Here is a 20,886-nt window from a genome sequence, read left to right as displayed (position 1 = left end):
CTGTGCTTGACCAGGAAACTATCCGTACCTTTATCCACGTGGCGGAAAGCCACAGCTTTTCTAAAACGGCCGAAGCGCTGTTCAAAACCCCTGCGGCCATCAGCTACCGGATAAAAATGCTGGAGGAGGATGTCGGTACCCAGCTGTTTATGCGCACCACCCGTATCGTGCAGCTGACGCCAGCAGGCGATCACCTGCTGGAGCGCTGCAGCCAGTGGCTGGCCTGGCTGGATGCGATGCCGGGTGAACTGCAGCAGATTAATCACGGCGTTGAGCGCCAGGTGAATATAGTGATTAATAACCTGCTCTACTCGCCGCAGGCGGTGGCAAAACTGCTGGCGCACCTGCATCAGAAATTCCCGCTGACTCAGTTTCTTATCTCCCGCCAGGTGTATATGGGCGTGTGGGATTCCCTGCTGCACGATGATTTTCAGCTGGCGATTGGCGTGACCGGTTCGGAAGCGCTGGCTAATAACGTCAGCATGCTGGAACTGGGCGGCGTCAGCTGGCTGTTTGTCGTGGCAGCGGATCATCCTCTCGCCGAGTGTGAAGGCCCGGTACACGAGGACAAACTGCGCGCATGGCCGGCGATTAATATCGAAGATACCTCGCGGAATCTGACCAAACGGGTGGCCTGGCTACTGCCGGGGCAAAAAGAGATTATCGTTCCGGATTTAAGCAGCAAGCTGGAGTGCCATCTACAGGGGCTGGGCGTCGGTTTCCTGCCTGCGGAACTCTGTCAGCGCTATATCAACAGTGGGCAACTGGTCAGTTGCGAGGTGGCCAATCAGCGGCAGCCTTCCCCGCTTTCACTGGCCTGGAAAAATGAGGCGGGAAAAGCGGTGGAGGAGATCGTCTCATTGTTCCAGCAGCAGGCCGGACCGGTTCGCGATTTTCTGCAAAATATCGACCTTTCTGCGTAACGTCGCGCAAATAAGCGCAGGATGGGCAAAAAAATCCCCGCGCGGCTATGCTAGCGCGCATAAATACAGCAAACTGATAGCGGCTGGGCAAAAGTCAATCGGCCCTGATAATAACAATCCGGAGGTTATTAATGCTTGCTGTTATTCCCGTCATTGTCGTTCTGGCTCTGATCATTGTCTGGTCCGGTATCAAAATTGTCCCGCAGGGCTATCAGTGGACCGTCGAACGCTTTGGCCGCTATACCAACACGTTACAGCCCGGTTTAAATTTGGTGATTCCCTTTATGGATCGCATTGGCCGGAAAATTAATATGATGGAGCAGGTGGTGGATATTCCTTCTCAGGAGATTATTTCGAAGGATAACGCCAGCGTGACTATTGATGCAGTCTGCTTTATTCAGGTGGTCGATCCGGCGCGCGCGGCCTATGAGGTCAGTAATCTTGAGCTGGCGATCATCAACCTGACCATGACCAATATGCGTACGGTGCTCGGCTCAATGGAGCTGGATGAGATGCTGTCGCAGCGCGATAATATTAACACCCGCCTGTTACAAATCGTCGATGAAGCCACCAACCCATGGGGGGTGAAGATCACCCGCATTGAGATCCGCGACGTGCGGCCACCGGCAGAACTGATCGCCTCGATGAACGCCCAGATGAAAGCCGAGCGTACCAAGCGTGCCGATATTCTTGAAGCTGAAGGCGTGCGCCAGGCAGCAATCCTGCGTGCGGAAGGGGAAAAGCAGTCGCAGATCCTGAAAGCTGAAGGTGAACGCCAGTCCGCATTCCTGGCCGCTGAAGCACGTGAACGAGGTGCCGAAGCCGAAGCACGGGCCACAAAGATGGTTTCAGAAGCCATCGCCGCCGGGGATATTCAGGCAATTAACTACTTCGTGGCGCAAAAATATACCGATGCCCTGCAAAATATCGGGGCCGCTAACAACAGCAAGGTGGTAATGATGCCGCTGGATGCCAGCAGCCTGCTGGGCTCCATTGCCGGTATCAGCGAACTGCTCGGCGAGCGTAAACCTGAGCGGAATCGCTGATGATCGTTGAACTGTTGGCTAATCCCTGGTGGCTGTGGCTGACGCTGGGTGGGCTACTGCTGGCTGCCGAGATGCTGGGCACCAGCGGATATCTGCTGTGGAGCGGCATTGCTGCCGTACTGGTTGCGCTGCTGGTGTGGCTGGTGCCGATGCCGTGGGAGTGGCAGGGATTAAGCTTTGCGGTACTCACCGTACTTGCCGCACTGTGGTGGTATCGCTGGCTTCAGCGCCGCAATCGTCGCCTGCCGCCCTCCTCGCTTAACCAACGCGGTCAGCAGCTCATTGGCCGCCGGCTGACGCTGGATAGCGCGCTGGTTAACGGTTTTGGCCACGTGAAAATCGGTGACGGCAACTGGCGGGTACAGGCAGAAGAAGACCTCCCCGCGGGCTGCAACATCATCGTGGTCGCCGTTGAGGGGATTACCCTACAGGTTGCGCGCCGGGAAAATTAAGCCGGTTTTTTTGTTGAACAACAGCCCGCCAGGTGATTGATAATCGGGCAGTCCGCGCTGTCATCGCCGGGGCAGCTGGCTGCCATATCAAGCAGCCGCAGGCGCATCTGCGTCAGCTGTTCGATGTGCTCCTCAATCTCCTTTACTTTTTCCAGCGTGCGCGCTTTGACATCAGCGCTGTGACGCTGTGGGTCGTTGAGCAGGCTGACCATTTCCCGGCACTCGTCAAGATTAAAGCCGACCTGCCGCGCCTGGCGCAGCAGCGTCAGCTCTTCCAGCTGCTTCGCCGAGTAGGTGCGATAGCCGTTATCACTGCGCAGCGGCGGCGTCACCAGCCCTTTTTCTTCATAGAAGCGAATCGCTTTGCTGGTCAGCCCGGTTTTCCTGGCGACCTCACTGATATTCATATTTGCTCCTTGACCTTCACCTTGATGGAAGGTTTAACCTTCATAACTACTGCAAATAACGCACCGGGTCAAACCGGGCAACAAGGAGTCTTCTATGTCACATACTACACTACTGGCGCTGGATGGCCTGACCTGTGGCCACTGCGTTAAACGGGTTCAGGAAACGCTCACCAAACTCGATAATGTTGAACAGGCCGACGTGACCGTGAATGAAGCACGCGTCACCGGTAGCGCCAGCGCAGAAGCGCTGATTGCCGCCGTGGAAGGCGCAGGCTATCACGCCACCCTGTCAGCGGACGACAGCCACCCAAAGCCTGATCCGCTGACAGAATCAGAACCTCAGCCGGAAGCGCTGACAGCGGCCGTTTCCCAGCTTCCGGCATCCGACGCTGGCGACAGCTATCAGCTGTTAATTGACGGCATGAGCTGCGCCAGCTGCGTTGGACGAGTACAGAATGCCTTACAAAACGTGCCGGGTGTCAGCCAGGCACGGGTTAACCTTGCCGAGCGCAGCGCGCTGGTACTCGGCACCGTCTCGCCGCAAACGCTGATCGATGCCGTCAGCAATGCGGGATACGCTGCCGAAATTATTGAAGATGAAACCGAACGCCGCGAGAAGCAGCAGCAGAGTGCGCAGATCGCCACCCGGCGCTTCCGCTGGCAGGCCGCGCTGGCCCTTGCTCTCGGCATCCCGCTGATGGGCTGGGGAATGATCGGCGACAATATGATGCTCACCGCTGAGAACCGCAGCGGCTGGCTTGTCATTGGCGCACTTACCCTGCTGGTGATGATTATCGCCGGAGGGCATTTTTACCGCAGCGCCTGGCGCAGCCTGCTTAATCGTACCGCCACCATGGATACGCTGGTAGCACTCGGCACCGGTGCGGCGTGGCTTTACTCCATCAGCGTGAATCTGTGGCCTGAATGGTTCCCGATGGAAGCCCGCCACCTCTATTACGAAGCCAGTGCAATGATTATTGGCCTGATTAATCTCGGCCATATGCTGGAACAACGTGCCCGCCAGCGTTCCTCGCAGGCGCTGGAAAAACTGTTAGATTTGACGCCGCCCACCGCTCGGGTTGTAACCGAGGCCGGCGATCGTGTGCTGCCGCTGAGCGAAGTTCAGCTGGGCATGACGCTGCGCGTGACGACCGGCGATCGCGTGCCGGTCGATGGCACCATTGTACAGGGTGAAGCCTGGCTGGATGAGGCGATGCTGACCGGAGAAGCCATCCCGCAGCAAAAATCACCGGGTGATACGATCCACGCAGGAACGGTCCTTCAGGACGGCAGCGTGCTGTTCAGCGCGCAGGCGATCGGTAAAAACACCACGCTTTCACGCATTATCCAACTGGTACGGCAGGCGCAAAGCAGCAAGCCGGAAATCGGTCAGTTGGCCGATAAGATCTCCTCGATTTTTGTTCCCGCCGTAGTGCTGATTGCGCTGCTGAGCGCGGCGATCTGGTATTTCGCTGGCCCCGCGCCACAGATTGTCTACACGCTGGTGATTGCCACCACCGTACTGATTATTGCCTGCCCCTGTGCGCTGGGGCTGGCAACGCCGATGTCGATTATTTCTGGCGTGGGTCGCGCGGCCGAGTTTGGCGTACTGGTGCGCGATGCCGATGCATTACAACGTGCCAGCACGCTGACTACGCTGGTGTTCGATAAAACCGGTACGCTAACCGAAGGTGCACCGCGCGTGGTCGAGGTTGTCTTGTTCAATGGCGCAGAGGCAGCGAACGTGGAGCGCCAGGCTGCGGCTCTCGAGCAGGGTTCCAGCCATCCGCTGGCGCGGGCGATTATCAGCCACGCCGCACTGGCGTCGCTGCCGGAGGTTGCGCAATTTCGTACAATACCGGGCCTGGGGGTAAGCGGCATACTTGACGGCAAGCCGCTGCTGCTGGGTAACCTGGCGCTGATGGAGCAGCAAAAGATCGATACCAGCGAGATTACGGGAACGCTGGCTGAGCATGCCGCCAATGGCTCCACGCCGGTGCTGCTGGCGGCGGAAGGCAAAATCGTCGCGCTGTTTGCCATCCGCGATCCGCTGCGCCAGGAAAGCATCAGTGCATTACAGCGCCTGCATCGTCGCGGCTATCAGCTGGTGATGCTGACCGGGGATAATGAAATTACCGCCAACGCCATCGCCCGGGAAGCGGGCATCGATCGGGTAATCGCCGGGGTGCTGCCTGAAGGCAAAGCTCAGGCGATTAGCCAGCTACAGCAGCAGGGTCAGCAGGTGGCGATGATCGGTGACGGTATTAATGATGCCCCGGCGCTGGCACAGGCCGATGTCGGCATTGCGATGGGCGGCGGCAGCGATGTTGCCATTGAAACAGCGGCGATTACCTTAATGCGTCAGGATCTGAATGCCGTGGCGGACGCACTGGCGATTGCCAAAGCCACGCTGCGCAATATGAAACAGAACCTGCTGGGCGCGTTTATTTACAACGCCTGCGGCATTCCGATTGCGGCTGGAATACTCTTTCCGCTGACCGGCACGTTGCTGAATCCGGTCGTGGCCGGGGCAGCGATGGCGCTCTCTTCAATCACCGTGGTGAGTAACGCAAACCGCCTGATCCGCTACCGTCCGCCGCAGGATTAATGCTTCAGGGCGCGGACTGTCGGTGTGCTGCGTTTTGCCCTGTCGCTCAGCGACTTATCGCGTTAGCATGAGAGCTAATAACGCGATCCGCCGGGGGAACAATGAGCAAAGTCATTCACGCACTGCGGCAGCTGTCGCGCCGGTTCTGGCCGGTAGAGTATCGTTATCCGGCTCTGGATATTTCCCTGGGCCAGCGGCACCTGCATCTGGTCGGCAGTATCCATATGGGCACACGCAATATGTCTCCGCTACCGGGGCAACTGATCAATCAGCTGCAGTATGTTGATGCCCTGATTGTAGAGGCGGATATCACCACCGGTGGTTCACCCTTCAGCGATAGTGAGGTCTGCCCTCCACTGGCTGAGCGGTTGTCTGCCGAACGTTTCCAGCTACTGGAAAAGCTGTGCAGCGAACTGAGTGTTGATTTGCAACGTATTGATACCCTGCCCGCATGGCAGGTGGCGCTGATGCTCCAGGCGCAGCAGGCTCAGCGGCTCGGGCTTCGCGCAGACTGTGGCATTGATTACCAGCTGTTGCAGGCGGCGAAAGAACGGCAGATAAAAATCATTGAACTGGAAGGACCGGAAACCCAGCTGGCGCTGCTTAAATCGCTGCCGGATCAAGGCATGACGCTACTGGAAGATACGTTGCAGCACTGGCACGTTAATGCCCGGCTGTTGCAAACGATGGTCAGCTGGTGGCTGGAAGCCCCACCGGGCAGCAGTGGGAAAACGGTACTACCGGATACCTTCAGCAGCAGCCTGAGTGATTTGCTTATGCATCAGCGTAATCAGCGATGGTGCCAGCAGCTGCACGCACTGCCGGCGGGGCGCTATATTTTAGCGGTCGGCGCACTGCATCTTTACGGTGAAGGAAATCTCCCGGACCTGCTGGGCCGCTAAAAAAATGGCCGATATTTCTATCGGCCAGTCAATAATGAAGTTTTTATGATTTTGGTTATCTATCAGCACGGGTGCTGACGCGGGGCAGATTGTCGCTCAATGCGCACTTTTTCTCCAGTACTTTTATTCACCAATTTTAAGCGGCAAGCACGCGAATGGAACAGGAAGGATTAAAGCGATGACTCCGGCGGTAAAACTATTAGAAAAACAAAAAGTAAACTTTACGCTGCATCCTTACGAGCACGACAGCAACGAAACTAACTTTGGCGATGAGGCGGTGCGTAAGCTCAATCTTGACGCCGAGCGGGTATATAAAACGCTGCTGGTGGCACTTAACGGCGACAATAAAACCCTCGCCGTTGCCGTTACACCGGTTGCGGGCCAGCTTGATTTGAAAAAAGTGGCGAAAGCGCTGGGTGCCAAAAAAGTCGAGATGGCCGATCCGCAGTTCGCCCAGCGCAGCACCGGCTATCTGCTGGGCGGCATCAGCCCGCTGGGGCAGAAAAAGCGCCTGCCGACGGTCATCGACCATCTGGCCCAGCACTTCGAAACGATTTATGTTTCCGGCGGCAAGCGCGGGCTGGATCTCGAACTGGCTCCGGGTGACCTGGCAAAACTGCTGAGCGCCAGTTTTGCCGATATCGCCAAACGCGATTAATCCGGCCGCTGGTTAATCAGCTGATCGATCATCCAGCGCCCCGCCGGGCCGGGCGGTGAGAGCCGCGACCAGGCGACATCCACCTGGATATTTTGCGGCCAGCCCGCCACCGGCAGCTCACGCAGCAGCTGGTGGCCAAACTGTTCGGTCAGCCAGCGCGGCAGTACGCTCCAGCCAAATCCCTGCTCCGCCATCTCCAGCAGCAGCAAGTACGACGGTGCCAGCCAGATTTTACCTCCCGGCACCGGTTCCTGTTCAGACCAGGTATTCAGCCGCAGCTGACGGATGCCCTGCAGTTCGACCTCCGTTACGCTATCCTGCTGCGCCAGCGGATGATCCTTATGCAGGTAAATCGCCATTTTCGCTTCCACCTGCAGACGCCGCAGGCTGATATTTGCCGGATAGCGGTCCTGCACGCGGATCACGCCGATATGCGCCCTGCCGCTTTGCAACAGATCGATAACATCGCCGTCTTCGGCAATCATGCATTCAAACTCGATATCCGGATAGCGGCTGGCAAAGCGTTTAAGCAAATGTTCGTGATGATCGGCCTGCCAGAAATCGGAGATCGCCAGCCGTAAACAGGGCTCGACGTCGCCCGCCAGACGCATAGCCAGCTCATCCAGCTGCGCGGCGGCATTAAGAATCACGTTAACCTGCGTCAGCACTCGCTGGCCATTTTCGGTCAGTACCGGGGTACGCGCTTCGCGGTTAAATAAAATCAGCCCGAGATCGCTTTCCAGGTTGGCCACGGCGGTACTGACCGTTGACTGGCTTTTGCGCAGCGCTCGTGCCGCGGCGGAGAACGAGCCGCTTTCTACGGTCTGTACGAACGCTTCCAGGGATTCCGGTGAATAACGCATCGCGGATGTATCGCTTTTATCGATGGATAATCATTTTATCTTAGCAGCAAAAGGATAGAAAATACGCTTCCTAAATCACTCAGGAGGACATATGTCCACTCGTACGCTGAAAGAACGTTTTTATCATGCTGCAGGCTTTGAACTGGTGGCGATTGCAATCATTTCCCCTGTCGCCGCCTGGCTTATGAACAAACCGCTATTTCAGATGGGCGCACTGGCCATTATGCTTTCCACCGTGGCGATGATCTGGAACATGATTTATAACGCCGGGTTCGATCGCCTGTTCCCGCGCGAACGTGTAAAACGCGGTCTGGCACTGCGCGTGATGCATGCTCTGGGCTTTGAAGGTGGATTTATTCTGATTGGTCTGCCGCTGGCGGCCTGGATGCTGGGTGTGACGCTGTGGCAGGCATTTCTGGTTGAACTGGGCTTTTTCCTGTTCTTCCTGCCCTACACGGTGGTGTACAACTGGGTCTACGATAAGCTTCGTGAGCGCCTGATGCGTTCACGTGAACAGCGCCGTCAGGCTCATACGTCTTCCTGACGACGCGGATATGGAGCACTCGCGTGCTCCATATTCACAGCAGCAGACTTTACTCCGCTTTCTTATACACAATCTCACCGGCAGGCTGGTACTTTGCCGCATCCAGCGGGGAGTGCGCCTGTATGTACTGCTTCAGCACTTCTGCATCAACAAAGCCGGTATTGACATAGCTGGCCTGCTTATCCACTTCCGGATAGCCGTCGCCCCCGGTGGCGTTGAAGCTCAGGGTAGCCATGCGGTACACCTTATCGTCCTGCAATGGTTCGCCGTTAATCTTCACGTCGCTGACTCCGCTACCGTCGGCAATCAGGCTGACGCGGGCAAACTGCGCATAGGCACCGGAATCCACCTGCTTATTCGCGACAACCGCCAGATAATCACGCACTTCGCTGCCTTTCATATCGACATAAACCAATGTATTACCAAACGGCTGTACCTTTAGCACGTCTTTATAGGTGATATCTCCGGCTTCAATGGAGTCGCGTACGCCGCCGCCGCTCATCACCGCAAAATCGGCCTTGGTGCGTTCAATCTGCCCTTCAAGGATTAATCGCGCCATATTGGTCTGCACGAAACGTACTTTGCTGCGGTCACCCTCAAGATGGCCGTTAACGCTGCCTATTTTCACGCCAAGCTGCGCCTCGCCCTTTTTCTGGAACGGCGTCAGCAGTTTCATCATCGCCGGGTTTTTATCGATTTCCGCCGTGTAGTTCACCCAGCTGGTGCCGCCGTCAGCGTTCGTGACTTTATGCTTGAGATTGATCGGTACAAGTTCGTAGTGTTCCAGCTTCAGCTTGCCGTTGCGGAAAGTGAAATCGGCGCGGCCAATATATTTGCCCCACTCATGGGCCTGCACGATCCAGGTGCCGTTCTGGCGATCCGGCGTACAGGGAGTGCCCGGCACGTAGTCTGCCTGTTTGACGTTTTCCTGCGCCATACACACCGGGTCCTGTGAATGGCCGCCCACGATCATATCCAGGTAGCCAGCGGGCAGTTCGCGGGCCATTTCCACATCGCCCGGCGCATTCGAACCATGATTACCGTTGTCATAATGCCCCATATGGGTAGCGGCAATAATCACATCCGGTTTTTCTTTTGCGCGCAGCTCTTCCACCACCGCTTTCGCTTCGGTTGCCGGTTTGTGGAACACGATATCGGTGAAGTTTTCCGGATTGCCGATTTTGGCCGTGTCGTCAGTGGTCAGACCGATCACGGCGATCTTCAGTCCTTTACGATTAAACAGCGCGTACGGCTGGAACAGGCGCTTGCCGGTACTTTTTTGATAGATATTGGCGGAGAGCAGCGGGAACTTCGCCCACTTTTGCTGCTGGCGAAGCACCGACAGCGGATTATCAAACTCGTGGTTACCTATCGCCATGGCATCGTAGCCAATCAAATTCATCCCGCGGAAATCAGGCTCGGCATCCTGTAGGTCGGATTCCGGTACGCCGGTATTGATATCGCCGCCGGAGAGGATCAGCACTGCCCCACCGTGCGACTGCACGTCCAGACGGATCTTATCCATCATGGTTTTCTGCGCCGCCAGCCCGTACTCACCGCGTTCATTGTTCCAGAACCGACCGTGATGATCGTTGGTATGCAGCACGGTGAATTTATAGGTACGGTCTTTTACCCAGGCCTGCGCTATCAGCGGTGCGCTAAGCAACCCAACGGTCAACAGACTCAGGATACGTTTATTAAATACCAGCACTGCGCTTCTCCTTGTTTCATCAACCGCAAACCAACCCGCACAAATGCGGCTTTGGCAAAATAATCAGCAAAAGTATTCACTTTTTGTGACAGCCCCGCAACCACAGCGCTGAAATAGCTCTAAATGGTAATTACTCACGCGGAGGGTGTTAGTTATAAAAGAGGGCTTTGCAGCGAATTTGCTTCTCTGCGCTCATAAAAACATAAATAGATGACAGGTTAATTTAATGGCAAGTGAATCCCCGCTCTCTTCTCCCTCATCGCCCGTCCGGCGTACCGCATTTGGCATTCTCGGCGCCATCAGCGTCGCCCACCTGCTGAATGATATGATCCAGTCGCTGATCCTCGCGATTTACCCGCTGCTGCGTGCGGATTTCTCATTAAGCTTTGTGCAAATCGGCATGATCACGCTAACCTATCAGCTCACTGCGTCGTTGTTACAGCCGCTGATTGGGCACTACACCGATAAGCATCCGCAGCCGTGGTCACTGCCCGTCGGCATGGGCTTTACGCTTTCCGGACTGATCCTGCTGGCGCTGGCCGGGAATTTTACCACCGTCCTGCTGGCCGCCGCGCTGGTGGGCACCGGTTCCTCGGTGTTTCATCCGGAATCCTCGCGCGTGGCGCGGATGGCATCGGGCGGACGGCACGGCCTGGCGCAGTCGCTGTTCCAGGTCGGCGGTAACTTTGGCAGTTCGCTTGGCCCGCTGCTGGCCGCGCTGGTGATTGCCCCCTATGGCCGAGGCAACGTTGCGTGGTTCTCACTGGCGGCGCTGCTGGCGATTGTGGTCCTGTTACAAATCAGCCGCTGGTATCAGACGCAGAATCGCACGGCGAAGAAAAGCACCGTGCCCGCCGTCAGTCCGCTGCCGCGCCGCCAGGTCGCCTTCGCGATTAGCATTCTGCTGGTGCTGATTTTCTCTAAGTATTTTTACCTCACCAGTCTGAGCAGCTACTACACCTTCTATCTGATGCAGAAATTCGGCCTGTCGATACAGAGCGCGCAGCTGCACCTGTTTATTTTCCTGTTTGCGGTGGCGGCAGGGACGGTGATCGGCGGCCCGATCGGCGATAAGATTGGCCGTAAGCGGGTGATTTGGGCCTCTATTCTCGGCGTTGCGCCCTTTACGCTGCTGCTGCCGCATATGAACTTATTGTGGACGGGAGTATTGTCGGTGATTATCGGCTTCGTGCTGGCCTCGGCGTTTTCCGCCATTCTGGTCTATGCCCAGGAGCTGATGCCGGGGCGTATCGGTATGGTTTCCGGGCTGTTTTTTGGTTTTGCCTTCGGTATGGGTGGACTGGGTGCCGCCCTGCTCGGTCTGCTGGCCGACCATACCAGCATCGAACTGGTCTATCAAATCTGCGCTTATCTGCCGCTTCTCGGTATTCTCACGGCTTTCCTGCCTGATAACCGGCGTAAATAGTCCCTTACCGGTGCAATTGTCTGATTTTTGCACCGGTTCACGCTCCGGTAACACCAGCACTGTAATCTGATAAGTGCCTAAAATCGCACTTACTGACAAATTTCAGCGTATGGTTCATATTTTTTTCCATTAGTCTCAATAAACACAAGCGTCCCGGCGGATTATGCCATACACTGAAAACTTACAACTGGACACATTTATACTCTAATTAGTTCGAGTTGCAGTACAGCGGGAGGCCCCCCAGCCCGGCGCACGGATCGCACAGTGACCAGGGCAACAAGCAGGGCATCTGCCACTTGAAGTATGACGAGCAGGCATACATAAGGAGACAGGCATGCACCACACCACACCGCTTATCACCACCATTGTAGGAGGCCTGGTTCTCGCCTTCCTCCTTGGTATGCTGGCTAATCGCCTGCGCATTTCTCCCCTTGTTGGTTACCTGCTGGCTGGCGTTCTTGCCGGTCCTTTCACCCCAGGCTTTGTTGCTGATACCAATCTTGCTCCCGAACTGGCTGAACTTGGCGTGATCCTGCTGATGTTCGGCGTGGGTCTGCATTTCTCTTTAAAAGATCTGATGGCGGTAAAGTCGATCGCCATTCCCGGCGCTATCGCACAGATAGCCGTGGCGACACTGCTGGGAATGGGGCTTTCATGGGCGATGGGCTGGTCGATGCTCACCGGATTGGTGTTCGGGCTGTGCCTTTCCACAGCGAGTACGGTGGTGCTGCTCCGTGCGCTGGAAGAGCGTCAGTTGATTGACAGCCAGCGCGGGCAAATTGCGATTGGCTGGTTGATTGTTGAAGACCTGGTGATGGTGCTGGCGCTGGTGTTGCTGCCTGCTATTGCCGGTATGTTCGAAGAAGGTAATGCCAGTATCGGCCTGCTGCTGTTCGATCTGGTGCTGACCATCGGTAAAGTGGTGGCCTTTATGGTGCTGATGATGGTGGTTGGCCGCCGCGTCGTACCGTGGATACTCGCCCGCAGCGCCGCAACCGGATCGCGCGAGCTGTTTACCCTGGCGGTGCTGGCACTGGCGCTCGGTATTGCTTTTGGCGCCGTAGAGTTCTTTGATGTCTCCTTTGCTCTGGGTGCTTTCTTTGCCGGTATGGTGCTTAATGAGTCTGAACTGAGCCATCGTGCTGCACACGATACGCTGCCGCTGCGCGACGCCTTTGCGGTGCTGTTCTTTGTGTCGGTCGGCATGCTGTTCGATCCGATGATCCTGATACAGCAGCCGCTGGCGGTGCTGGGCGCGCTGGCGATTATCGTCTTCGGTAAATCCCTTGCCGCGCTGTTCCTGGTGCGACTGTTTGGCCACTCCAAGCGCACGGCGCTGACCATTTCAGTCAGCCTGGCGCAGATCGGTGAGTTCGCCTTTATCCTGGCCGGACTGGGCGTCTCCCTGAACCTGCTGCCGGAAACCGGCCGCAATCTGGTGCTTGCCGGTGCCATTCTGTCGATTATGCTGAATCCGATCCTTTTCGCTCTGCTGGAGCGCTATCTGCAAAAAACCGAAACCATCGAAGAGCAGACCATGGAAGAAGCCATCGAAGAAGAGAAGCAGATCCCGGTGGACCTGTGTAATCACGCGGTGGTGGTTGGTTTTGGCCGCGTTGGCAGCCTCCTTGGTAGCCGCCTGATGGAAGCGGGTATTCCAATTGTGGTCGTCGAAAACAGCCGCCCGCGCGTTGAAGCGCTGCGCGAGCAGGGAATTAAAGCCGTATTAGGAAATGCCGCCCGGGGCGATATTATGGACCTGGCGCGGCTCGACTGCGCGCGCTGGATGCTGCTGACCATCCCTAACGGCTATGAGGCCGGGGAGATCGTTACCGCCGCTCGCGAAAAGCGCCCGAACATTGAGATTATCGCCCGTGCCCATTATGACGACGAAGTGGATTACATTATGGAACGCGGTGCCGACCGCGTGGTGATGGGCGAGCGTGAGATTGCCAACAGTATGCTCAATCTGATCCTGCTCAACCCGGTTGAAGCACCGGCAGAGTGCCCGATCTGATGTCAGCAAAAAGGGACGACTTCGCGTCGTCCCTTTTTTATCACACCGGCTCAATGCCAGAGATGGTGGACGGCCTGCCTGCCCTCTCCTTGTATCATCGTTCCCAGTAAGACTCTTCCAGGCTGTCTTCCCGCTCCGGCAGGCCGCGCGACAGGCGCGGTGAATGCTGGTTCAGCACCTGATAGCTGACGCGGTTGGCGTATTTACACACCTGCGCCAGCGAGGAGTAGGTCAGATAGCTGCGCGCGTGCTTACTGGAGTTGGGAACGTTGCTGCGGTGGAAGTTATTGGCGGTAATATCATGCAGCAGCGCCGCCAGCGCGCCGTCACCGGCCCCGTTAGTATTCATAATTTTCTCCGGCCCGCCCATATAGGGCGCGATATGGGAGAAAATCCGCAGTGGTACGGTGCAGTCCTGATGACGCATCGCACGGCTGAATTCGTACTGGTTGAATTCCGGGATTGCACCAGGCAGCAGCGGATGGCGCGTGGTGCGTTTGCCCTCCTCTTCGGTGAATCCGGCCATATACAGGCCGTTCGGCCCGGCGGTACACAGCACCAGATCCACCCAGTCGAGGGCAAGATTCGATGCCTTCAGCGGGTCGCTTTCTCCGGTCAGCTCAAAAGCTTCATCTTCATTCATCGCCACGATCGACACATGGTCGCGCATAAAATCGCGCCAGAACTGCGGATTATCAGCGATCACATATTTGGTACCCAGCGTCAGCACCACCGGCACGTTATGCTTTTTGGCATAGTGGATAGCCTGCATGGTCGCTTCCGGCATCGGTTCACCCGGTTTGCAGCGCACCAGATAGGAGGTGAGTACCAGTGCCGATGCGCCGGCAATCACCTCTTCCGGCACGCTTTCAGCGCGCAGCTGATTCATCATTCCCGGGCTAATGGCGAAGGTACGCTCGCCGTTATCGCCCACCAGCGTAAAACAGCGGCCAATTGCGCCGTCAACGCCCTGCAGGTAGTTCAGATCGGTGCGGCTGGAGGTATGACACAGGTAGCGGTAGGCATAGCTGCCGATTTGAATGTTATTACACATCACGCCCAGCAGAACAGAGCGGTCGTCGGCCAGCACCGAGTAGTTGTGCAGCGTATTGCCGATGGTGCCACCGGCAAACTGATGGGTAATAAGATTCTCAGCCATCAGCTCTTCATACAGCGCCTGCGCCACATCATCTTCAATCACCAGCGAATGGCCCACGCTGAGGCCATAGCGACGCACAAAGTCATCATCCACTTTGGCTTCAATATCAACAAGGATCTGGTCGATGCCCACAATCCAGCTATTAGCGGCCTCGTTTTCCGGCTGAGCGACCTGTAACAGCGGATCGCGCGCGCTGACGGGGAAATAGTGTTTGGATTTACGTTTACCGGGGAATTTCATAATTGCAGGACCAGAAGGGGAAGCAGGCCGCAATCATAACATATTTGCGCAACGAGGCGATCGGCGGTGGAAAACGACCGATCGCTTCGTCAGTTAGCGATACTGATTAACCAGTTCCAGCATCATATCGATATGCGCTTCATCGTCGTTCAGCGCCGGAATGTACTCAAACCGGGTGCCGCCCGCGTGCAGGAAGAATTCGCGGTTCTGCTCGTTGATCTCTTCCAGCGTTTCCAGGCAGTCTGACGCGAAGCCCGGGCTCAACACCTGTACGTGCTTCACGCCCTTGGCCGGCAGGCCCTGCATGGTTTCATCCGTATATGGCGTCAGCCAGGGTTCACGTCCAAAACGTGACTGGAAGGTCAGCATCGCTTCGCTGTCGGTCAGCCCCAGTGCGGTTTTTAACGCATCAAAGGTGTCATGGCAGCGTTGTGGATAATCGTCGCCCTCATTGGCAAAGCGCTGTGGAATACCGTGGAACGAGGCCAGCAGCAGATCCGGTTTGCCGTGCTGCGCAAAAGAGCGCTCGACCGACGCTTTCAACGCGGCGATATAGGCAGGATGGTCGGCGTAGTCGCGAATAAAATGCACCGTTGGCAGGCTACGGTAGCCAGCAAACACGCTGCTGAGACCATCCCACACCGATGCGACGGTTGAGCAGGAAAACTGCGGATAGAGCGGCAGGACGATGAGCTTATTCACGCCCTGAGCCATCAGATCGTCCACGGCACTTTTCAGGCTGGGATTGCCGTAGCTCATGCCCAGTTCAACCGGTATATCCAGTTTCGCCGCCAGCGCGTCGCGCTGACGCTTGCTGAACACCAGCAGCGGTGAACCTTCATCGGTCCAGACGGAAGCATACAGCTTGGCCACGCGCGGTGAACGAATCGGCAGAATACCAATATTCAGAATCGGCCACCACAGCCAGCGCGGCGTGTCGACCACGCGTTTATCACTGAGAAACTGCTTAAGATAGCGTTTTACTGCGGAGGTGGTCGGAGCATCTGGTGTGCCTAAATTGACCAGCAGTACGCCTGGCTTATCTTGCCTCATTGTTATTCCTTTTGATGGCATCAGCGGAGATGAAAACGAGACTCATTCTAACGGAAATTTGCGGGGGAAAAACCAATTGCTGTAAAAGGGACCGGATTTAACCGGCCCCCTTAAACTTAACCGAGGATTTTTGCCAGCTCAGCGCTGACTTCAGCCACTTTACGTGTGCCGTCGATCTTGTTGTACGCGGTGTTGCCCGCTTCAGCTTCTTTGCTGTAGTAAGCAATCAGCGGAGCGGTCATCTGATGATATTCAACCAGACGCTTACGGACGGTCTCTTCCTGGTCATCTTTACGCGTTGTCAGCTCTTCGCCGGTCACGTCATCTTTCCCTTCCACCTTCGGTGGATTGAAAGTCACGTGGTAAACGCGGCCGGATGGCGCATGAACGCGACGACCAATAATACGTTCAACGATCAGTTCATCTGGTACGTCGAACTCCAGCACGTTGTCGACTTTAATGCCCGCTTCCTTCATGGCATCAGCCTGAGGGATAGTGCGCGGGAAACCGTCCAGCAGGAAACCGTTACGGCAGTCTTCCTGAGCGATACGCTCTTTGACCAGCGCGATAACCAGTTCGTCGGTGACCAGTTTACCAGCATCCATAATCTCTTTGGCTTTCAGACCTAACTCCGTTCCCGCTTTAACCGCGGCACGCAGCATGTCACCCGTGGAGATTTGCGGAATACCGTATTTCTCCATAATAAACTGAGCCTGAGTCCCCTTACCTGCACCCGGAGCCCCGAGCAGAATAATACGCATTGCGTAAATCCCCTTGCGAATTGCTTATATGTTTACTTTATCCAAGTGTATGAACATAACATTAATGGGCCGCTCACCACAAGGAAGCGCGCGGCTATCCTGCATCCGCGTAGCGTTGCACATCCACCCGGCGACGGGCATAAACCGTTTGTGAGACCACCGCCAGAATAATAATCGCCCCACCAATAACTGCATGAATGGTAGGGATTTCATCCAGGAACAGATACATCCATAGCGGAGCCAGCGCCGTCTCAAGTAGTAAAAACAGCCCGGCATTGGCCGGAGAAACAAAACGCGTCGATAATGTGATCAATCCCATCGCCAGCGGCATAATCAGCGCGCCTTCTGCGAGCGACCAACCATACTGCGCCGGCGTCAGCATTTTCAGACTTTCGAGGAGATCGCTGCCGGACCACAGCACAATCACCACCGAAGCCAGGATTGCCCCCAGCGAAGGCAGACCGGCCGTCCCACCGCTGACGCGGGAAGTGAAGATAAAAGCCAGAGCCATGGAGAACGCCGTACCCAGTGCATAGAGGTTGGCAATACCGTTGTGGCCCACGCCGCGACCGGACATGACCACCGCTACGCCGAGTATCCCCGCCAACGATGCCAGCAGCACACTGCGGTCAATGCTCGTCTTAAAAAGCAGCCGCGAAATCAGCGCCGAAATAAACGGCGTTGAGGAGATAATCACCAGCACGGTCGCCACACTACCGCGATTCAGCGCATTGACGAAGCAGGCCGAGGAAATGCAGAAAAACAGCGTCGACAGCGCATTTTCCTGGGTCAGCCAGGGTGTGCCTAACGTTGAACGACTCTTCCGCCACAGCAGCCAGACCAGCAGGCACATACCCCACATAAAGATGCCGCGCAGCACCACGATCAGCCACGAATTTTCAATTCCCATCATGCGGATAAACACCGAATCGGTGCTGAGAATAATGCCACCCATAATACCAATCAGATTGCCATTCACCGGCAGTGCGTTTTTCATTTCCCCTCCCACAGGGCTTGTAGCTGTTGTTGTATTTCTGCCGTTGTATCAATTCGCTGACTTCCGTCTCCACGAGCCCAGGAGGAAAGCCGCAGCGTGCCGGTCTGTTCGAAATAGCTCGCCCCGGCCGCCTTCACCTTTTTCTTCAATGTTTCACTGAGCGGGGGAATGTTAAAGCAGCCGAACGGGCCACCCGCGTTACCAAGCGAATCAAAATCCATTCCGCCCACGTCTTTCAGGCTGATAGCTCCCACACTGGACATATTGAACGGCTGCCAGTCGGGACTACGAAGATTGTTCAGCGCTTCAATCAGCGGCTTGTCAGAGGCGGTAGACTCCTCAAACAGCAGCAGTTCGCTGCGCATCAGAGTACTGAAGTCTTCCGGGCGCAGGGCGATAATCGCCAGTCCGATAGTCAGGGAGGCGTGTTTGTGCAGCGGCGCAACAAAGACGGAACTGTCAGCAATCAGTTCGCCATGACGACAGGTGGCGAAGCTGTGGGAAGCATCAACGACCCCCTTGCCCTTCGTTCCTTTCAGACTGTTGACTTCCGCAGTGTAGGGATTGACGTGAGTAATAATCGGCACGGTTCCCGGCCCGGTACAGTGCGTATTAGGAAAGTTAAACAGCTCGCTGACCGGTTGATAGTGGGCATGCCTGGCAAGGCACAGCGTCGTTTCCTGTTTATGAAGCAGGTGGGAAAGAATGACCAATCCAACCCGCACCGACTGGACCAGGAACAGCTCATACTTATCCAGGCGGTAAACACGGGTCAGTTCTTCACGGAGTTCATCTCTCAGCATACGCGCTCGCTTATAAAACTGGTCGCCGTGGACCTGCTGTAACTGAAGGGAGAGTGAGGAGGTATCCATCAATTTATTAACTCTTGCTGGAAAAGGAGCGGCATCACGTTATCGCGGAATATCGACCCCACGGCGATCTCGCAGGGAGGGAGACGATAGTTCACCCAGGCAATTTCTTCTATCTCAGACCCCGCACGCGGCTGGCCGCTGATTTCCACGTGATAGACATGATTTTCAATCGCCGTTTGTTCAAATTCGGCCAGGCCGTGGAACAGGCCGAATGGACGAAAGGTTTTGATCTGTACACCCAGCTCTTCCTGAAGCTCACGCTTCAGGCAGCTGAGATGATCTTCACCGGCAAGCGGCTTACCGCCCGGGGAAATAAAGATCTCGGTACCGCGTTTACGCGTCAGCAGGAGTGAGCGCTGGTTGATGATGATGGCTGCGCATTTAACGATAACTTTCATAGCAAACTCCGCGTGGCGTAACACAACGGTTACGCCACGATTAACGGTTTGATTCAGGCAACGGCGCTGGCTTTCAGCACCGGGGTCAGCAGGGTTTCACCGGACAGGAAACGCACGATGTTCTGCGCCAGCGGGGCTTTTTCTCGCAGATAGGCAAGAATTACCTCGTCTGAAGGCGTGGAGAAGCTGTCGGCGAAAATACTGATCCCTTCCAGCGACTTAGTGGAAATCCCCAATTGCAGCAGGCGATATTTCACGTCGTCCGCCGACTGGGCGAATTCATAAATGGGTGACTGATAGTTGATGTCGTACTGAGCCATCATCTCCACAAGAAATGCCTTCGCTACCTGACGCTGCTCCGGGAATTCCATCTGGTAGTGAGTGATACCGTCGTTAATGGTGTTAATACCGTTTCGATGGCAGAAATCAACGAGATGTGCATGAATAGCTAACTTTTCGCCTAAAAGAACCAGATTTTTTCGGTACTTAAGAATGTCACTTTCCAGATTTTCGATGGCGATTGAGCGAAACGCTCCGCTGATATCAGCGACGGTATGATCGACGACCAAATCACCGAAACGACCTCTTAATTCATCAACGCGATGCGCTAAAATGCCACGATGCAGTGAACATCCGCTGTTTCCTGACCAGAGGTGCACAGGAATACCCTGTAACATCAGATAACACGCTGCCAGCGTACTATCGCGACCACCGGTGAACATGACGAGCTGTGGTTTTACGGAATACTGATTTGTCATTTTCCTTTCCTTCACATAGCTGTTGTGCGTAATCGTCGGCTGACAAGAAAAAATATCGCTGTATGTATATGGGGTTAAAAGAAAAAACACTCTATCTCACGCAGTTGTTCTGCTGATAACTCCGGGGTCAGAGTAGGTAAAATCGACTGGACTTTAAAATGATATAAACAGACACTGGATGTGAGATTTTCTAACGGATAGGGCTATGTCCGGACTACCTTCGCTGCGCGCTCTGCGCTATTTTCATCAGGCGGCACTGCATCAAAGCTTTAGCCTCGCTGCACAATCACTGCACGTAACTCATAGTGCGGTCAGCCATCAAATCAAACTGCTGGAAGAGTGGTTAGATAAACCGTTGTTTCTGCGGGTAGGTGGCCGGGTTCAGCTGACCTCGGACGGCGAGCGGCTGAAGGTTTGCTGTATACAAACCTTTGGCGAAATTGAAGCGACCTGCGAAAAGATCCGCGCGCGTAACCTGCACAGCCTGACGATTTCCTGCGCCCCCAGCTTTCTTGCCCAGTGGCTGATCCCGCGGATCAGCCGTTTTACCAGCCGCCACGCGGAGATCGCCCTGACCTTTCAAACTCATGTCGATATTGAGCGCGTACGTAACGAGTATTGCGATGTGCTGATCGTCAGTCATGAACAGTCTGTCGGAGAGGATATCGCTGCCACGCTGATCACCGTCGATTATATTGGTCCGGTCTGTTCGCCAGAGTTCGCTAATCGCTTTACCTATGAAACCGATTTCGCCACCCTTCCGCTGCTGCATGCCGATACCAAGCTGCACGCCTGGGCTGAATGGGCAAAAAAAACCGGAGCTCGGGGCGATTTCTGGGCCGGACGCCACTTCGATAATCTGACGCTGGCTATTCAGGCGGCGCGTAGCGGCATGGGCATTATTATGACACCGCAGATTTTGGTGAAAAAAGAGATCCAGGAGGGGTCACTGATCGCCCCCTTAGGCTTCGCCGAGGTGGATCGCGCAACGTGGATGATGGTGAAAGAAACACGGCGTGAAGAACAGGAGATTGCCCTGTTCCGTCGCTGGCTGCTGGAAGAGGCTTCCGGCGGCGGTTGACGAGGTCGGC

At 55.8% G+C, this 20,886-nt stretch carries 20 protein-coding genes; 10 read left to right on the top strand and 10 right to left on the bottom strand.

The window, feature by feature from the left end; all coding sequences use genetic code 11:
• The first annotated feature begins 2 nt into the window (after positions 1-2).
• From allS to IBT46_RS09125, 3 genes are all read left to right on the top strand, one after another.
• A complete protein-coding gene (allS, locus tag IBT46_RS09135; RefSeq protein WP_200545412.1) occupies positions 3-923 on the top strand; it encodes an HTH-type transcriptional activator AllS in 921 nt (306 codons plus the stop codon).
• Positions 924-1,054: 131 nt separating this feature from the next.
• A complete protein-coding gene (locus tag IBT46_RS09130; RefSeq protein WP_200545411.1) occupies positions 1,055-1,969 on the top strand; it encodes an SPFH domain-containing protein in 915 nt (304 codons plus the stop codon).
• Complete coding sequence (locus IBT46_RS09125) at positions 1,969-2,421, top strand: NfeD family protein (protein ID WP_200545410.1); 453 nt, start codon at positions 1,969-1,971, stop codon at positions 2,419-2,421. Before IBT46_RS09130 ends, IBT46_RS09125 begins: the two co-directional genes overlap by 1 nt.
• Here IBT46_RS09125 and cueR read toward each other — a convergent pair.
• The gene (gene cueR / locus IBT46_RS09120) at positions 2,418-2,828 is read right to left on the bottom strand and encodes a Cu(I)-responsive transcriptional regulator (protein ID WP_200545409.1); all 411 of its coding nucleotides are present in this window, start codon (positions 2,826-2,828) and stop codon (positions 2,418-2,420) included. The two genes, IBT46_RS09125 and cueR, sit on opposite strands and share 4 nt — an antisense overlap.
• Positions 2,829-2,922: 94 nt before the next feature.
• On the opposite strand from cueR, the gene copA reads away from it, so the two are divergent.
• From copA to ybaK, 3 genes are all read left to right on the top strand, one after another.
• Positions 2,923-5,436, top strand: a complete 2,514-nt coding sequence (copA, locus tag IBT46_RS09115; protein WP_200545408.1) for a copper-exporting P-type ATPase CopA — start codon at positions 2,923-2,925, stop codon at positions 5,434-5,436.
• A 101-nt stretch (positions 5,437-5,537) separates the two neighbouring features.
• Positions 5,538-6,338: a TraB/GumN family protein gene (locus IBT46_RS09110; RefSeq protein WP_200545407.1), complete on the top strand. Its 801-nt coding sequence runs from the start codon at positions 5,538-5,540 to the stop codon at positions 6,336-6,338.
• A 178-nt stretch (positions 6,339-6,516) separates the two neighbouring features.
• A complete protein-coding gene (ybaK, locus tag IBT46_RS09105) occupies positions 6,517-6,996 on the top strand; it encodes a Cys-tRNA(Pro)/Cys-tRNA(Cys) deacylase YbaK (RefSeq protein WP_200545406.1) in 480 nt (159 codons plus the stop codon).
• On the opposite strand, the gene IBT46_RS09100 is transcribed toward ybaK, so the two are convergent.
• Positions 6,993-7,859 carry a LysR family transcriptional regulator gene (locus IBT46_RS09100; protein WP_200545405.1) on the bottom strand — a complete coding sequence of 289 codons (867 nt, stop codon included), beginning with the start codon at positions 7,857-7,859 and terminating at the stop codon, positions 6,993-6,995. The genes ybaK and IBT46_RS09100 overlap by 4 nt on opposite strands.
• Positions 7,860-7,950: 91 nt before the next feature.
• Between IBT46_RS09100 and IBT46_RS09095 the strand changes: the two genes are divergently transcribed.
• Positions 7,951-8,403 carry a multidrug/biocide efflux PACE transporter gene (locus IBT46_RS09095; protein WP_200545404.1) on the top strand — a complete coding sequence of 151 codons (453 nt, stop codon included), beginning with the start codon at positions 7,951-7,953 and terminating at the stop codon, positions 8,401-8,403.
• 49 nt (positions 8,404-8,452) lie between these two features.
• On the opposite strand, the gene ushA is transcribed toward IBT46_RS09095, so the two are convergent.
• The gene (gene ushA, locus IBT46_RS09090) at positions 8,453-10,081 is read right to left on the bottom strand and encodes a bifunctional UDP-sugar hydrolase/5'-nucleotidase UshA (RefSeq protein ID WP_370569430.1); all 1,629 of its coding nucleotides are present in this window, start codon (positions 10,079-10,081) and stop codon (positions 8,453-8,455) included.
• A gap of 259 nt (positions 10,082-10,340) precedes the next feature.
• Between ushA and IBT46_RS09085 the strand changes: the two genes are divergently transcribed.
• Positions 10,341-11,540, top strand: coding sequence for an MFS transporter (locus tag IBT46_RS09085; RefSeq protein ID WP_200545403.1), 1,200 nt, complete (start codon positions 10,341-10,343; stop codon positions 11,538-11,540).
• Between the two features lie 334 nt (positions 11,541-11,874).
• Entirely contained in the window at positions 11,875-13,557 is a 1,683-nt protein-coding gene (gene ybaL / locus IBT46_RS09080) for a YbaL family putative K(+) efflux transporter (RefSeq protein ID WP_200545402.1), read from the top strand.
• 94 nt (positions 13,558-13,651) lie between these two features.
• Here ybaL and IBT46_RS09075 read toward each other — a convergent pair whose 3' ends face one another.
• The 7 genes from IBT46_RS09075 to IBT46_RS09045 form a co-directional block, all read right to left on the bottom strand.
• The gene (locus IBT46_RS09075) at positions 13,652-14,956 is read right to left on the bottom strand and encodes an inosine/guanosine kinase (RefSeq protein ID WP_200545401.1); all 1,305 of its coding nucleotides are present in this window, start codon (positions 14,954-14,956) and stop codon (positions 13,652-13,654) included.
• Positions 14,957-15,049: 93 nt separating this feature from the next.
• Entirely contained in the window at positions 15,050-16,009 is a 960-nt protein-coding gene (hemH, locus tag IBT46_RS09070) for a ferrochelatase (RefSeq protein WP_200545400.1), read from the bottom strand.
• A gap of 116 nt (positions 16,010-16,125) precedes the next feature.
• Positions 16,126-16,770 carry an adenylate kinase gene (gene adk, locus IBT46_RS09065; RefSeq protein WP_105590843.1) on the bottom strand — a complete coding sequence of 215 codons (645 nt, stop codon included), beginning with the start codon at positions 16,768-16,770 and terminating at the stop codon, positions 16,126-16,128.
• A 94-nt stretch (positions 16,771-16,864) separates the two neighbouring features.
• Entirely contained in the window at positions 16,865-17,767 is a 903-nt protein-coding gene (locus tag IBT46_RS09060) for a DMT family transporter (protein WP_200545399.1), read from the bottom strand.
• Positions 17,764-18,639, bottom strand: a complete 876-nt coding sequence (locus IBT46_RS09055; protein WP_200545398.1) for a DUF6024 family protein — start codon at positions 18,637-18,639, stop codon at positions 17,764-17,766. The genes IBT46_RS09060 and IBT46_RS09055 overlap by 4 nt, the downstream gene beginning before the upstream one ends.
• Positions 18,639-19,037 carry an NUDIX domain-containing protein gene (locus IBT46_RS09050; RefSeq protein WP_200545397.1) on the bottom strand — a complete coding sequence of 133 codons (399 nt, stop codon included), beginning with the start codon at positions 19,035-19,037 and terminating at the stop codon, positions 18,639-18,641. Before IBT46_RS09050 ends, IBT46_RS09055 begins: the two co-directional genes overlap by 1 nt.
• Positions 19,038-19,090: 53 nt before the next feature.
• Positions 19,091-19,795 (bottom strand): hypothetical protein, encoded by a 705-nt coding sequence (locus IBT46_RS09045; RefSeq protein ID WP_105590839.1) that lies wholly within the window; start codon positions 19,793-19,795, stop codon positions 19,091-19,093.
• A 205-nt stretch (positions 19,796-20,000) separates the two neighbouring features.
• Here IBT46_RS09045 and IBT46_RS09040 point away from each other — a divergent pair, with 205 nt between their 5' ends.
• On the top strand, positions 20,001-20,876 hold the full coding sequence (locus IBT46_RS09040; RefSeq protein ID WP_105590838.1) for a LysR substrate-binding domain-containing protein: 876 nt from the start codon (positions 20,001-20,003) through the stop codon (positions 20,874-20,876).
• The last annotated feature ends 10 nt before the right edge of the window (positions 20,877-20,886 follow it).

This window comes from Erwinia sp. S38 (assembly GCF_016624545.1).
In the GTDB taxonomy this organism is placed as follows: Bacteria; Pseudomonadota; Gammaproteobacteria; order Enterobacterales; family Enterobacteriaceae; genus Erwinia; species Erwinia coffeiphila.
This window is presented reverse-complemented; position numbering and strand designations above follow the sequence as displayed.

Coding starts and splice junctions, on each gene's coding strand:
- IBT46_RS09130 (WP_200545411.1), top strand. CDS start 1,055: ATGCTTGCTGTTATTCCCGTCATTGTCGTTCTGGCTCTGATCATTGTC.
- IBT46_RS09125 (WP_200545410.1), top strand. CDS start 1,969: ATGATCGTTGAACTGTTGGCTAATCCCTGGTGGCTGTGGCTGACGCTG.
- cueR (WP_200545409.1), bottom strand. CDS start 2,828: ATGAATATCAGTGAGGTCGCCAGGAAAACCGGGCTGACCAGCAAAGCG.
- copA (WP_200545408.1), top strand. CDS start 2,923: ATGTCACATACTACACTACTGGCGCTGGATGGCCTGACCTGTGGCCAC.
- IBT46_RS09110 (WP_200545407.1), top strand. CDS start 5,538: ATGAGCAAAGTCATTCACGCACTGCGGCAGCTGTCGCGCCGGTTCTGG.
- ybaK (WP_200545406.1), top strand. CDS start 6,517: ATGACTCCGGCGGTAAAACTATTAGAAAAACAAAAAGTAAACTTTACG.
- IBT46_RS09100 (WP_200545405.1), bottom strand. CDS start 7,859: ATGCGTTATTCACCGGAATCCCTGGAAGCGTTCGTACAGACCGTAGAA.
- IBT46_RS09095 (WP_200545404.1), top strand. CDS start 7,951: ATGTCCACTCGTACGCTGAAAGAACGTTTTTATCATGCTGCAGGCTTT.
- IBT46_RS09085 (WP_200545403.1), top strand. CDS start 10,341: ATGGCAAGTGAATCCCCGCTCTCTTCTCCCTCATCGCCCGTCCGGCGT.
- ybaL (WP_200545402.1), top strand. CDS start 11,875: ATGCACCACACCACACCGCTTATCACCACCATTGTAGGAGGCCTGGTT.
- IBT46_RS09075 (WP_200545401.1), bottom strand. CDS start 14,956: ATGAAATTCCCCGGTAAACGTAAATCCAAACACTATTTCCCCGTCAGC.
- hemH (WP_200545400.1), bottom strand. CDS start 16,009: ATGAGGCAAGATAAGCCAGGCGTACTGCTGGTCAATTTAGGCACACCA.
- adk (WP_105590843.1), bottom strand. CDS start 16,770: ATGCGTATTATTCTGCTCGGGGCTCCGGGTGCAGGTAAGGGGACTCAG.
- IBT46_RS09060 (WP_200545399.1), bottom strand. CDS start 17,767: ATGAAAAACGCACTGCCGGTGAATGGCAATCTGATTGGTATTATGGGT.
- IBT46_RS09055 (WP_200545398.1), bottom strand. CDS start 18,639: ATGGATACCTCCTCACTCTCCCTTCAGTTACAGCAGGTCCACGGCGAC.
- IBT46_RS09050 (WP_200545397.1), bottom strand. CDS start 19,037: ATGAAAGTTATCGTTAAATGCGCAGCCATCATCATCAACCAGCGCTCA.
- IBT46_RS09045 (WP_105590839.1), bottom strand. CDS start 19,795: ATGACAAATCAGTATTCCGTAAAACCACAGCTCGTCATGTTCACCGGT.
- IBT46_RS09040 (WP_105590838.1), top strand. CDS start 20,001: ATGTCCGGACTACCTTCGCTGCGCGCTCTGCGCTATTTTCATCAGGCG.